We start from the raw sequence: 12694 nt of genomic DNA, 5'->3' as shown, positions 1-12694 counted from the left end.
GAGCGCGCCCCGCCGTTTTTTTCGAGCATCAGCTGCCGTCCGGCACCGGCGCGAGGCGTCGAACATGGTTCAGCTTGTGCTCATCCTGCTCTCGTAATCGGCCTCGAGTTGCGTATGCAGACCCCAGAAGCTCGGCGGTGTCTGTCCTCCGAGGCGGGCGGCGAGGATATCGAGATGGGTGTGCCAGCCGGCGGCGACGCTGATCAGTTCATCGCGGGCGAGCAGGCGGCTATGGGTAATGGTGATATGGGTGCGCCCGAGCTCCGGCTTGAGGTCGATACGGACCTGCGAGCCGTCACCCCAGGCATATTCGATCAAGGTCGGCGGTTCGCAGGCGATCACCCGTCCATGCATCTCGACCGTGTCGTTCAGATGCAGATATTTGGGCGGCGGCGGATCATCGGGTGCCGATAGGTCGCCATTGCGGAAGACATGGTTGACCCGTCCACCTGGCTGCAATTCCATTTCGCCGCCGGCCAGCCATTGCTGGCGCTTCTCGGCCTCGGTCAGGAAGGCCCAGACGCGTTCGATCTGTCCGGAAAGAACGCGTTCGATACGCACGGTCTCGGTGTCGATGATCACGCCGTAGTCGGACATGGTTCAGCTCCCTAGAGTGAAGCGCGTTCATGGCTGAACGCTTGTTTTCTCTAACTTTTTGTTTCCAAGCCTATCCGGTGGATTGGCCAGAGCGTCCTGTATTCCGGCAAATTGCAAGGCGCTTCGGGTTCAGCTCCTCTGAGGATTGGCGATTGCATCCGCAATCAGCAGGGCATCGAGGGTGTCGAGTCGCTGATTCCAGAGTTTTTCGTAAAAGCGCATCCATTCCAGGCCGGCATGCAGAGGCCGCGGGTTCAGCCGGCAGGTGTGGGTGCGTCCTTCGACACTGCGTTCCACCAGGCCGGCCTTCTCCAGGACCTTGATGTGCTTGGAGGCGGCTGCCAGCGAGATGGCGAAGGGATGGGCGAGTTCGCCCACCTTGCGGGGCTCGGCAGCGAGGTTGCGCAGCATGGCCCGCCTGGTCGGATCGGCCAGGGCATGAAAGATGGCATCGAGAGGATCTTTATATTCAACCATACGGTTGAACATCTGCCTTCATCGGCCAACTGTCAACCAGATGGTTGACTATATTTCCGTCGCGTTCGGCACCTGCGATGTCGCGCCATGCAAAGGCCTTTTCGGCAAGGCCTTGTCTAGTCGCGCCGACAGGGAGAACAGCGATGGCCACGACATCCAAGACGTCTGCAATCAAGACATTCGCAATTATCGGTACCGGCGTGATCGGCGCGGGGTGGGCGGCGCGGGCGCTCGCACACGGTCTGGATGTCGTCGCCTACGATCCGGCCTCGGGCGCCGAGGAAAAGCTGCGTGCGACCATCGACAATGCCTGGCCGGCCCTGGAGAAGCAGGGATTGGCTGCCGGTGCCGACCGCAAGCGTCTGAGCTTCGCCAACTCCGTGGCCGAGGCCGCCGGCCAGGCCGACTTCATCCAGGAAAACGCCCCGGAGCGCGAGGAACTCAAGCAGTCGCTGCTGGCCGAGATCGACGTCGCCGCCAAGCCCGGCGCCATCATCGGCTCCTCCACCTCGGGCCTGTTGCCGAGCTTGCTGCAGGCCAAGATGGCCGATCCGACCCGGCTGGTGGTGGGCCATCCCTTCAACCCTGTCTATCTCCTGCCGCTGGTGGAAGTGCTCGGCGGCAGCAAGACTTCGGCCGAGACGGTCGAGGCCGCCAAGGCCTTCTATGCCTCGATCGGCATGCGCCCGCTGCATGTCAGGGTGGAGATCGAAGGCTTCATCGCGGACCGCCTGATGGAAGCGCTCTGGCGCGAGGCGCTCTGGCTGGTCAATGACGGCGTCGCCACCACCGAGGAGGTCGACGCGGCCGTCGTCTATGGCTGTGGCCTGCGCTGGTCGCTGATGGGCACCTTCCTCACTTTCCATCTCGCCGGCGGCGAAGGCGGCATGCGCCACATGCTGCACCAGTTTGGGCCGGCCCTGAAACTGCCCTGGACCAAGCTCACGGCCCCCGAGCTGACGGAAGAACTGATCGACCGCGTCGCCGATGGCTGCGAGCACCAGGCCGCCGGCCGCTCGATCAAGGCGCTGGAGCGCCGCCGCGACGACTTCCTCATCGAAGTGATGGCGCTGGCCAAGAAATACTGGCCGGAGGCCGAAGGACTCGAAGGAAGGGTCTGATTCCCGGGATCGCAGGCTTCCAGCCTGCTCTAGGAACCGTCACACTTGCAGGATAGGCGATGCAGGCGAGACGCCTGCGATCCCAGAGCAAACAAGCGTTCACAGGTGAACGCTTGTTTGCTCCATCTCTTTGTTTCGACGCGTCTTTGCGATTCTCGGTGATTCCGAGAAATCACAAAACGCTTTGGGGATTCCCATGCACCTTCTCGACGAAACCGTCCGCCCGGAATGGATCGACTATAACGGCCATCTCTATGACGGCTATTACGCGGTGATCTTCGCCAAGGCCGTCGACGAGTTCCTCGGTCGCGTCTGCCTCACCGCCGCCGTGCGCGAGACGACGCGCCATACCATCTATACGATGGAGACCCATGTCCGCTTCCTGTGGGAGGTCAAGCTCGGCACGCCCGTCTCTGTAACCTGCCAGGTGCTGGACCTCGACACCAAGCGCGTCCGCATCTTCCTGAGCATGTACGACAAGGTGCGCAATCTCGTGGTGGCGACCTCCGAGCAGCTCTTGATGTCGATCGACCAGACCGAGCAGCCCCATGCGGCGCCCTGGCTGCCGCAAAGCGCAGCAGTGCTGGAGGGCCTGCTAAAGGAGCACGCTACCCTGCCGATGCCGAAGGATGCCGGGCGCAGCATCGGCATCAAGCGGTAGTGGTCCTTTGCTGGATCCACTGAATTGCAGCCTCTAGCCAGGTCATTCCAAGGCAAGGCCAAAAAGGGGAAAGCGCCAGGCGAGCTCTCCCGATCACTGATTTGCATCGGCATTGACCGATTGGGCTGGCATTTTGGAAATGATGGCAGCATATCTCTTCGGTTATGTGGACCAGTCGAGGCCTCGTGCGCCGCTTTTGTACGGCAGTCCTGCTGCTAGTGATATCCCTTGGCAGCGCCGGTGCTGCTTGCCAGGACTATCTTGCGCAGGCGTTCGATAGGCTGAACGCACAGCCGTTTACGGCCGAGACACGTTCGGCCGCCGCTAATACAATCACCTATCTCATTTATGATCAGGAACGACCCGACGTCTTTCGCGCTCACCTGAGATTCGAAGGTCACGGCAGGGGAACGATCGATTTGGTCAATATTGGCGGCAAACGTTGGTCTGATCGTGGTGAAGGCTGGAAGTTGCTGGATGAGAGAGACTACGAGCGGTCGATATCGTATGTCTCTTTCTAATGGCGTCCTTTCTCCGCGAAAGATGTTCGGCAAGCCAGTTGTATGGGGTCCACGCCCAAAAAGGGTGTCTGGCATTCCGTGTTCGGGATTGCGCAGGGGCGCACATTCCTGACGGTCTACGTCAACAACCTCACGGGCTTGCCAGAGAGCTGGTCGACACAGAACGGCCAAGCTGAAGCGGCCTTCCGTTATGATCGAGCTGTCCGTGTTGCGCACCCAATGCCGTGACCGGAGCAAAGCGCGTTTCCACGTAACCGCTGCTTTTCTCTAACTCATTGTTCCGACACGTCTTTACGTTTCCACCAAATAGAAAAACGCTATGGGGGTCTGTCCGCGTCTTCCTGGGATTGCCAGCACGACACCGGTGACCCCAGGAAGAGCTTTCACTTCCGTCCATCAATCCGGCCAGCCGCCGGGGCTGGTTTCGGCGCCGTCGTCATATTTGGACAGCCACTCCACGGCCGTGTCGCGGAAACGGGTGAGGCCCTTGTAGTCCACCAGTTCGGACGGCAAGGTCTGCAGCACACGGTGCAGGCGCCGGCCCCATTTGGGCACCGTCACCAGTTCCTCAAGCTTGATCAGGTAGCAGCGGATCGGGAAGACAATGGCGTTGGAACGCGGCAGGCGGAAGAAAGTCTGCAGTTCGACGCGCAGATGCAGCTTGTTGCCGATGTTTTCGGGAGTCAGCGTGGCGCGGTCCTTGCCCCATTTGTGATAGTTCTCGGGCGAGGTATCGAGCCGCGGATTGACTGTCATCGTCCAGTTGAGCCGCCTGGTGGGCGAGCCCTGACGCAGGTTGAGCATGAATTTGAGAGCCCGCTCGAACACGCCGAGCTGGTGGGCCAGCGGCACCGGGCCGTGCCATTCCATGAAATTCATGCCGATGTCGAAATCCAGCGACCAGTCGGCCTGGGTAGTGACGATGCCCGCATCCATCCACAGATTGCCGTCGCGCTGGTCGAGCAGGCAGAAATCGCCCTGGGCCTGGCGAGTGATGTATTCCATCGGCCCATAGGGCAGGGTGGCGACGTCACCGAAGGTGAAGCGGTCGTCGATGCCCAGCGGCCGGTTGATCCAGTGCCACTGGTCGCCGTCCCGCTCGAGCGTGAAATGCTCGGGATAGGAGGTCGACATGCTCTCCATCAGGAGTTCGAGCAGGTCCCATCCCGCCAATGTCATATGCGGCAGGGACTGGCAGCGCAGCGGGTCTTCCTTCAGCACCAGCGCCCGGTCGGCCATCTCCGAGACATAATGCTCGTCGACGTCGATGGGATGCTCGAAGGCCGAACCCTCCGGGCCTGAAATATGCGGTTCGATATTGACCGCATACATGTAGTTGTCCTTGTCGAAGGGAAAGGGAAAGCGGCGGATCGCCGCTTCCGAATTGCGGAAGGTAAAGTCGTCGCGGAAGGTTTCCTGGCGGAATTGGATGCCCATGGTGAAGCTCCTGGGATCGCCGGCTTCCAGCCGGCTCTTGAAACGAAGGCCCTGGAAGAGCCGGTATCACGACATGCAGGCATGTCGTTGAGAAGCCGGCGATCCCAGGAATTGCAAATCCAGCAGTTACAAATCCAGCACCAGTTCCCGGCCTTCGAAGCGCGAGACGCAGGGCATGACCTTGGTGCCGGAGGCCTTGTCGGCCTCCGAGAGGTAGTGGTCGTTGTGCATGAGCGTGCCGTCGCAGGAGAGCACCCGCGTCTCGCACTGGCCGCAGGCGCCGCCGCGGCAGAGATAAGGCGCATCGACGCCGGCGGCCTCGATCGCCTCCAGCATGCTCTGGTGCGGACCGACCCTGGCCCGCTTGCCCGATTGGGCCAGGGTGATCTCGTAAGGCTTGCCGGAAGCCGGGGCGATGAACTGCTCGTCATGCAGGTTCTGCTCGGGCCAGCCCTCGTTGCGGGCGGTGTTGAGCACCCATTTGATCATACCGCCGGGCCCGCAGACATAGAGATGCGTGCCGAGGGGCTGGCGCGCGAGCAACTCGGCGAGCGCGATCGCCTCACCCTTGTCGTCGCGATAGATGTGCACCCGGCGACCGTAACGTTCGGCCAGGTGGGCAAGATAGGCGCCATGCTCGTCCGAACGCACGGCGTAATGCAGCTCGAAGGGGCGGTCCTCGTCGGAAAGCTGCGCCATCATCGCCATGAAGGGCGTGATGCCGATGCCGCCGGCGAAGAGCAGGTGTTTCCTGGCGCGCTGGTCCGGCGGGAACAGGTTGACGGGATGACTGATGCGGATGACATCGCCGGGCCGGACCTTGCCATGCAGGAACATCGAGCCGCCACGGCCCTTGTCGTCGCGCCGCACGCTGATGGTGTAGCAGGCGGTGTCGCCCGGGCGGCTCATCAGCGAATAGGGGTTGCGCCGCAGCGTGGCGCCGTCCTCCATCTCCACCACCACATGGGCGCCGCCGGAGAAATTGGGCAGAAGGGAGCCGTCGACGGGCTTGAAATGGAAGCGCTTGATCTCGGGCGTGACCTGGTGGATCTCGCTGACGCGCACCTCGATCTTGGGTGTCTTGTCGCTCATGGAAAGGCCTCCTCGGTCGGCGGCACCACGCCGGGCTCTTCGGCGTCGATGCACACGCCCTGGAATGCGGCGATGCGGCGCGAATAATGGTCCCGGACCAACAGAGTCAGGCCGCAATGGGCACATTTGACCGGCTGCGTGCGCACATGCTCGGTGATGCCCTTGCAATGCACGCATTGCACCCGTCGTTCTTCCGAGCCGCGATGCTCGGTCTGGATGGAGAGATGGTCAACGCCGGCCTCGATCGCAAGCTTCATGGCCTGGCCGATCAGGCCTTCCGTGCCTGCCAGATAGATCTGGGTGCCCATATGGGCCGTCGCCAACGTCTGGGCCAGGCGCGGCAGGGCGGCGGCGATGCTCGGGCCTTCATAGAACATGTCGGGGCCGAGTGCTCGGAGCGCCTCGCCGAAATTCTTGGGAGCGGCCCCGCCGGGCACATCGTCGATGTGCCCGGGTACATAGATGATGTGAGCCTTGTCGAGGAAAGCAGCCTCGGCCGTTTCGGTCGCGTCCAGGATTGCCTGCGCACCCTCGGCATCCGCCACGAAGAGGTGCCGCTTGGCGCCGGGGCGGATGGCAAGGGTGCCATAGACAGGACGGCTCTTGATGCCGGATACGAGCATGGTTCTATCGAAACTCCAGCGCGAACGAAGTGGATCAGGCCCTTGTTTTACCCTCCCTTGGAGGGGGAGGGTCGACGCGAAGCGTCGGGGTGGGGTGGCTCCGCAAGAATTGCTAGGATCGCGAAACCGGGCCTCGATCAGCCGAGGTGGTGGTTTTCACCCCACCCCGGCCTTTCAGGCCGACCCCAGGCACTTCCAAGAGGAAGTGCCGATCCCTCCAGGGGAGGGTATTTCCTTACAGCGCCGTACGCTTCTTCTTCTCCGGATCGTCGAAGGTGATGGTGTGCGCGATGGCCGAGCACTGCACGTTCTTGCCCTTGACCTCAAGCTTGGTGCCCTGCTTGGCAACGTCGACCGCCATGCGGGCGATTGCCATGGACCGGTTGGTCAGGCGCGAATACATGCCGCAGGTGACCACGCCCACCTTCTTGCCGCCGGCCCAGAGCTCGTCGCCGGCATCGAGGATCTTGTCGGTGTCGGCGAGGACGCCGAAGATCTTGAAGCGCTCCTTGCCCTTGAGGCGGTAATGCTCCTCGGCGCCGCGGAAGCCGGTCTTGCCGGGCGAGACGGTGAAGGTGAGACCGAGTTCCCACAGCGTGTCGCCGGGGCCTTCATTCTCGAAGGGATACATCTGCGAATTGTCGTAGGGATAGAACAGCAGATAGCTCTCCACCCTGAGCCAGTCGAGCGCGGTGAAGGAGGCGGGCAGGATGCCCATGCGCTTGCCTTCCTTCAGGATGGTGTCCCAGATCTCCACGGCGTCCTCGGACTTGCAGAAGATCTCATAGCCACGCTCACCGGTGTAGCCCGTGCGCGAGATCATCACCGGCTTGCCGAACAAGGTGGTCTGCATGTGGTGGAAATATTTGAGGTCCTTGATCCCAGGCACATGCTTTGAAAGATATTTCACCGCCAGCGGGCCCTGAAGCGACAGGTCCTGCAAATCGTCGTCGAAGATGACGGCGACGTTCTTGCCGGCCGCATCGCGCGCCATGTCCTCGAAGCCGGTGCCCGAACCATAGACCGTCATCCAGCTGTTGGGGCCGGTGCGATAAAGGATGCAGTCGTCGGTGAATTTGCCGGCATCGTTGAGCACGCAGGCATAGGCCGACTTGCCGGGCACGATCTTGCGCACGTCGCGCGTAGTCAGGCGCTGCAGAACCTGATGCGAATGCGGGCCGACCAGATGGGATTTGCGCAGGCCTGATACGTCCATCAGCGCCGCCTTGGTGCGGATCGCCTCATGCTCGTCGGCGAGGTCCGACTTGGTATAGGTCCAGGCCGTCTCCATCCCGTTCCAGTCTTCCAGGGTGGAGCCGAGGGCTCGATGGCGGGCTGCGAGCGGCGAACGCCGCCAGGACATGACACTCATGGATGTTCCCTTCTGTGATCGGTGTGCCGGTCTTCGGATCGGCGCGGTTGGGCTGGCAAGGCCGGAGGAATGAGGCTGCGCTACATCCTCACCCTCGTCTTGTCCGGGTCGTAATGGGCAAAGCGAACGACCTTGGCCTTGAGGCGCTTCTGGTGGCCGTCGAGCTTGCCGATTTCGAGTTCGGTGCCGATCTCGGCCGAGCCGATGTCGACGCGGGCGAGGGCGATGGTCGCGTCGAGGATGGGCGAGCGCATGCCGGAGGTGACCACGCCGATGCGGGCGCGCCCGGCATAGACATGATCGCCGTGATGGGCTGTTTCGCGTCCCTCGATCTCCAGGCCGACAAGCTTGCGCTGGGGTTCGGCCTTGCGCTTGACCAGGGCCTCCTTGCCGACAAAATCGCCCTTCTTGGAGACCAGCGGCACGGTGAAGGCGATGCCGGCCTCGAACGGGTCGGTCTCGTCGGAGAATTCGTAATGGGCGAAGATCAGCCCGGCCTCGATGCGCAGCATGTCGAGCGCTTCGAGCCCCATCGGTACCACGCCGAGCGGCTTGCCGGCCTTGAAGACGGCATCCCACACAGCCTCGCCATCGCGCGGATGGCAGAAGATCTCGTAGCCGAGCTCGCCGGTATAGCCGGTGCGCGAGACCACCACGGCAGGGCCCTGGGCATGGCCGAGCCGGCCGACGGTGGAGCGGAACACCCCGATCTCGTTGGCAGCCGGCTGGGCCGGCGGCGTCCAGATGATCTTGCTGATGAGGTCACGGCTTTTCGGGCCCTGCACGGCGAGATTGTGGAGCTGGTCGGTCGAGGAGCGGATCCAGACCTTGAAGCCCTTTTCTTCGGCAAGCTGGCGCAGATGCACGCCGACATAGGGATCGCCGCAGACGAGGCGGAACTGCTGCGGCCCGAGGCGGAACACGGTGCCGTCATCCAGCATGCCGCCATGCGGATAGCAGATGGCGGTGTAGACGACCTGGCCGACCGAAAGCTTGGTGATGTCGCGCGTCACGGCATAGTCGAGCAGCGCCTCGGCATCAGGGCCCAGCACCTCGAACTTGCGCAGGGCGGAAAGGTCGATCACCGCCACCTTTTCGCGGCAGGCCCAATATTCGGCCACCGCGCCGTCGGCGAGGAAGGAATTGGCGAGCCAATAGCCGCGATATTCGACCATGCGGCGCGAAAGAGGAGCGACCTTCGAATGGAACGCCGTCTCCTTGGTGAAGACCGGAGGGGAATCGGGTGTCATGCGCGTAGCAATCGCCTTGGGAAATTCGTGATGCGCGTCATAGACGCGGACCTGGATGTCGGTGGGGTTCCAGCCATTGGCGGGGTCGATGTCGTCGGCACAGGAAGAGGCGGCACAGGTGAGGTCGATCAACGCGCGCATCAGCACATAGTCGCCGGGACGCGACCACGGCTCGTCGGCGCTGATGGTGCCGTCATGGTTGACTTGCGTGTTGAAGAAGAAATTGATCGCCGGCCAGCCGGGGCGAGGCACGATGCCGTCCTGCGCCAGGACCCTGTTGAAGTTCTCCGAGCAAGAATCATGGCCCGGATAACCCATGTCGTCGTAATATTTCATGGTGCAGGCGAGGCCGAAGGTGTCGTGCCGCCCGCAGGTGTCCTGCACCACCTCCACCGTGGCGCGCATGCGCTGGTCGAAGAATTTCGAGAACAGGCCCGGGCCCGGATAGGCGCGTCCCATCAAGGTGCGGGTCGCGGTGGCGTCGAGGCCGCATTCGATGCCCTGCTTGAGCAGCTCAGTGTCGAAGGCGAGGAAATCCGAGCATTGGCGGCCGTCGATGTCCATGATCTGGATATATTGGCCAGCCTTGACTTCGAAACGCTCCGCGGTCGCGGCCTTCACCCGGAAGTCCTGGACTGGGGTGGCAAGGGGTGGCGCGGGCAGGCTTTGCGGCGCGCGCTTGGCGGTATCGTCGCTGCGCGCGATTTCCAGGGAGAAATCGGTCGCGGGCACCACCGCATCCGCCGTTGAAGACCCGGCGGGCACGATGAGCACGCAGGTCATGTCGTGAGCGGCGGACAAAGTGAAGGCCTCGCCCGCCTGGGTGTCCGGTCCCGACAATACGATGCCGCTGGCGCTGGCAAGATCGTGGCCGGCGAGCCGGTGATGGGTGGCCGCGGCATTCTCATTGGCCGCGATCAGGCCCGCCAGCGCATCGCGCGGAGCGGCGGGATGGTCGGATGGCAGGCTTTCCTGCGCTGCGAAGGCATAAAGCAGGGCGTTCTGGCCGCCTTCCAGATTGGTCAGGCGCAGGCGATCCCCTTTGCCGAGGGCGAAGACCTGGCTCGATCCGCCGGCGACGCGAAGCATTTCGGCTTCAGGCATGGCAAACCACTCCTACAAGCAAGCGAACGGGCGGGAAGAGCCCGAATGATTGGCGATATGCAGTCCTATTGGGCTTCCTCTCCCAGCACCCGGTAGCGGCCACCGAAGAAGAGCAGCGGCTCGCCCTCGACATTGTGCTCCATGTCGACCACCCGGCCGACGATGATGCGATGGTCGCCGCCCTCGTACTGGGCGTGATGCAAGCAGTCGAAGGCCGCCATGGTCTCGGGCAGGATCGGCGCTCCGAAGCGCCCTGCCGTGTAGGCCACGCCCGTCCATTTGTCCTGGTTCTGCCGGGCGAAGCGGGCGGAAAGGGCGCGTTGTTCCTTGCGCAGCACGTTCACGCAGAAGCCCGGCGCTTCCAGGAAGGCCGACAGGCTGCGCGCCGTGTTGGCGATGGAAAACAGCACCAGTGGCGGATCGAGCGAGACCGAGGAAAAGGAATTGGCCGTGATGCCGATCAGCCCGGCGGTCGGATGGGTGGCCGTCACCACGGTGACGCCGGTGGCAAACAGCCCGAGTGCTCCGCGAAAGCGCAGCGGATCGATGGATTCCTGGACGATATCCGCCGTCTCCGGCTTTTTTGCAGAACCCTGGACCATCTTGCCTCACACCCTTACCGTCGCCGGCGCTTGCGCGCCGATCCCGGTATACTCCGGATTCGCGTGAATCCGGGAGGCCGCTCGACGCCGTCGTCGCTCTGCCGGCGAGGGCATCATGACGGACCGCACGTCCCGCCGAGGATCGCGTCATAGGGGCCCCCATCTTACGCCGTCTTCCGAATGGCTGGGGGATTGATTTCCGCCAGTAGCCGCTCGGCCAGAGCGCGCTTGGCGTCCACATCCATCTTCTTGATCTCGTTGTTGAGAACGCGCTCGTTGATCGAGGTGTTCCAATAGTCGACCGCCTCGAAGCCGAGCAGCGAGGTCTTGCCGACAAATTGACGCAGCACCTCGTTGGTGGGCCCCATCACCCAGCCGGCCTTGGCGTCGCGCAGATAGCGCTCGATCTGCAGCTCGGGCTTGTAGCCGGTGCCGCCGCAGGCATGCAGCATCTTGTCGGAAACGGCGGCAACGTTCTTGGCGGCAGCGAATTTCAGCTGCCAGAGCCAGTGCAGCAGGCCGGCACGCGGCAGGAAGGACACATCGTTCTTGTGAACGGACCAGTCATTGTTGCCGGTGGCGTCGTCCAGCGCCTTGGCGATGAGGAAATCCATCGAGCGCACCACGTTGGTGTCGATGATGGCTTCGCCGACATAGTCCTGAATGGTGGCGTAGTCGGCCACCCGCATGCCGACATCCTTGTGGGTCTTCTTGGTGGTATGGGCCTTGGCGATGTCGATCATGCCCATGGCGATGCCGCTCCAGCAGGCGGAGGAGCAGAGCAGGAAGAAGGGATCGACCACCTCGTCATTGGAGCGCGCGCCGTCCCCGATCGGGCCGACCAGACGGTTGCGCGGCACCACCTTGTTGACTTCCAGCGGGCCGGACTGGTTGCCGCGCAGGCCGAGGCCGTTCCAGCTGCCGGGATCGTTGGTGATCTCGTCGCCGAGGATGAGGAAACAGGAGAGGTCGGCGTAATTGCCGTTGAAATTGGGAGAGGTCGTTTGGACGATGTACCAGTCGGCAAAACCGCCGGAGGTGGTCCAGGACGCCTTCTTGCGGACGTGCCAGCCTTCCTTGGTCTCCTCGACGCTGGAAGAGATCGGATACCAGAAATGCGAGCCGGTTTCCGGATCGGAATAGGACAGCGTCCCGATCAGGCAGTCCTTGTCGAGACGGCGGAGGATGTCCTTGAGGGCTGCATTGTCATGATGGCGCAGCAGGGCGGCGGCGACGGCGCCAGTATGCATGGTATAGCACATCGCCGTGGAGGCGCAGCCATAGCGGGCGACGGTCTCCACCACCATGGCGACGCAAATATGATTCTCGCCCTGGCCTCCGAGCTCCTTGGGCACGATCAGACCCAGAAAGCCGTGCTCAGCCAGGATCTGGAAATTCTTGCGCGGATAGGCGCGGTTCCTGTCACTTTCGATGGCGTTGGCGCGCATCTCCGTCTGGCACAGCTCGATGAGCTTGGCCTGCAACGTCTTCTGGCGCTCGGTCAGCATCCATTGCGGATCCCACTCGAAACCGAGGCCCCAGAACGGCTCATTCCCCCACATCTTGCGTGACGACATATGGGCATCCTTCGAATGGTTCGGTCCCATGCTTTTTACTCGCATGGTGACAGCTGAAGTTTCCAGAGAAGAAACAAGTTTGTCCAGCAGGAAATTTTATCGGCCCGGATTCTTTTTGCAGGACGACGTTTGCATCGTTCTGGCCGGAATGCGCGAATGCTCAAAAAATAAGCAAAAAACCGTCATTTGAGAAGGAAACGCAGAAAACTAAAGGTTGACGCTTCCTGAGAGTGTGTCACTCTTCACTCGCAGGAAAAAAA

Annotated in this window: 11 protein-coding genes; 2 read left to right on the top strand and 9 right to left on the bottom strand. The window is 62.5% G+C overall.

All coding sequences use genetic code 11. From position 1 onward, the window contains the following. Positions 1-69 precede the first annotated feature (69 nt). The gene (locus ACN6KF_RS17165) at positions 70-597 is read right to left on the bottom strand and encodes an SRPBCC family protein (protein ID WP_434958002.1); all 528 of its coding nucleotides are present in this window, start codon (positions 595-597) and stop codon (positions 70-72) included. A gap of 129 nt (positions 598-726) precedes the next feature. Continuing rightward, entirely contained in the window at positions 727-1074 is a 348-nt protein-coding gene (locus tag ACN6KF_RS17160) for an ArsR/SmtB family transcription factor (RefSeq protein ID WP_434958001.1), read from the bottom strand. 143 nt (positions 1075-1217) lie between these two features. On the opposite strand from ACN6KF_RS17160, the gene ACN6KF_RS17155 reads away from it, so the two are divergent. Together ACN6KF_RS17155 and ACN6KF_RS17150 are read left to right on the top strand one after the other, a co-directional pair. Beyond that, on the top strand, positions 1218-2195 hold the full coding sequence (locus tag ACN6KF_RS17155) for an L-carnitine dehydrogenase (protein ID WP_434958000.1): 978 nt from the start codon (positions 1218-1220) through the stop codon (positions 2193-2195). Positions 2196-2391: 196 nt separating this feature from the next. After that, positions 2392-2856 carry a thioesterase family protein gene (locus ACN6KF_RS17150; RefSeq protein WP_434957999.1) on the top strand — a complete coding sequence of 155 codons (465 nt, stop codon included), beginning with the start codon at positions 2392-2394 and terminating at the stop codon, positions 2854-2856. A 917-nt stretch (positions 2857-3773) separates the two neighbouring features. Here the strand turns inward: ACN6KF_RS17150 and ACN6KF_RS17145 are convergent. The 7 genes from ACN6KF_RS17145 to ACN6KF_RS17115 all read right to left on the bottom strand — a co-directional run bounded on the left by ACN6KF_RS17145 (position 3774) and on the right by ACN6KF_RS17115 (position 12434). Beyond that, complete coding sequence (locus ACN6KF_RS17145; protein WP_434957998.1) at positions 3774-4814, bottom strand: heme-dependent oxidative N-demethylase family protein; 1041 nt, start codon at positions 4812-4814, stop codon at positions 3774-3776. 126 nt (positions 4815-4940) lie between these two features. Continuing rightward, the gene (locus ACN6KF_RS17140; RefSeq protein ID WP_434957997.1) at positions 4941-5906 is read right to left on the bottom strand and encodes a PDR/VanB family oxidoreductase; all 966 of its coding nucleotides are present in this window, start codon (positions 5904-5906) and stop codon (positions 4941-4943) included. Further along, a complete protein-coding gene (locus tag ACN6KF_RS17135) occupies positions 5903-6529 on the bottom strand; it encodes a dimethylamine monooxygenase subunit DmmA family protein (protein WP_434957996.1) in 627 nt (208 codons plus the stop codon). Before ACN6KF_RS17135 ends, ACN6KF_RS17140 begins: the two co-directional genes overlap by 4 nt. Positions 6530-6764: 235 nt before the next feature. Then, positions 6765-7892 carry an aminomethyl transferase family protein gene (locus ACN6KF_RS17130; protein ID WP_434959694.1) on the bottom strand — a complete coding sequence of 376 codons (1128 nt, stop codon included), beginning with the start codon at positions 7890-7892 and terminating at the stop codon, positions 6765-6767. 89 nt (positions 7893-7981) lie between these two features. Further along, entirely contained in the window at positions 7982-10255 is a 2274-nt protein-coding gene (locus tag ACN6KF_RS17125) for a trimethylamine N-oxide demethylase (protein ID WP_434957995.1), read from the bottom strand. A gap of 65 nt (positions 10256-10320) precedes the next feature. Beyond that, positions 10321-10857 (bottom strand): flavin reductase family protein, encoded by a 537-nt coding sequence (locus ACN6KF_RS17120; RefSeq protein ID WP_434957994.1) that lies wholly within the window; start codon positions 10855-10857, stop codon positions 10321-10323. A 164-nt stretch (positions 10858-11021) separates the two neighbouring features. Further along, positions 11022-12434, bottom strand: a complete 1413-nt coding sequence (locus tag ACN6KF_RS17115) for an acyl-CoA dehydrogenase family protein (protein ID WP_434957993.1) — start codon at positions 12432-12434, stop codon at positions 11022-11024. Positions 12435-12694 lie beyond the last annotated feature (260 nt).

Source organism: Labrys methylaminiphilus subsp. lupini (genome assembly GCF_051161885.1).
Lineage (GTDB): Bacteria > Pseudomonadota > Alphaproteobacteria > Rhizobiales > Labraceae > Labrys.
This window is presented reverse-complemented; position numbering and strand designations above follow the sequence as displayed.

Bases quoted from the DNA above. Each gene is read 5' to 3' on its own strand.
- ACN6KF_RS17165 (WP_434958002.1), bottom strand. From the start codon at position 597: ATGTCCGACTACGGCGTGATCATCGACACCGAGACCGTGCGTATCGAA.
- ACN6KF_RS17160 (WP_434958001.1), bottom strand. From the start codon at position 1,074: ATGGTTGAATATAAAGATCCTCTCGATGCCATCTTTCATGCCCTGGCC.
- ACN6KF_RS17155 (WP_434958000.1), top strand. From the start codon at position 1,218: ATGGCCACGACATCCAAGACGTCTGCAATCAAGACATTCGCAATTATC.
- ACN6KF_RS17150 (WP_434957999.1), top strand. From the start codon at position 2,392: ATGCACCTTCTCGACGAAACCGTCCGCCCGGAATGGATCGACTATAAC.
- ACN6KF_RS17145 (WP_434957998.1), bottom strand. From the start codon at position 4,814: ATGGGCATCCAATTCCGCCAGGAAACCTTCCGCGACGACTTTACCTTC.
- ACN6KF_RS17140 (WP_434957997.1), bottom strand. From the start codon at position 5,906: ATGAGCGACAAGACACCCAAGATCGAGGTGCGCGTCAGCGAGATCCAC.
- ACN6KF_RS17135 (WP_434957996.1), bottom strand. From the start codon at position 6,529: ATGCTCGTATCCGGCATCAAGAGCCGTCCTGTCTATGGCACCCTTGCC.
- ACN6KF_RS17130 (WP_434959694.1), bottom strand. From the start codon at position 7,892: ATGTCCTGGCGGCGTTCGCCGCTCGCAGCCCGCCATCGAGCCCTCGGC.
- ACN6KF_RS17125 (WP_434957995.1), bottom strand. From the start codon at position 10,255: ATGCCTGAAGCCGAAATGCTTCGCGTCGCCGGCGGATCGAGCCAGGTC.
- ACN6KF_RS17120 (WP_434957994.1), bottom strand. From the start codon at position 10,857: ATGGTCCAGGGTTCTGCAAAAAAGCCGGAGACGGCGGATATCGTCCAG.
- ACN6KF_RS17115 (WP_434957993.1), bottom strand. From the start codon at position 12,434: ATGTCGTCACGCAAGATGTGGGGGAATGAGCCGTTCTGGGGCCTCGGT.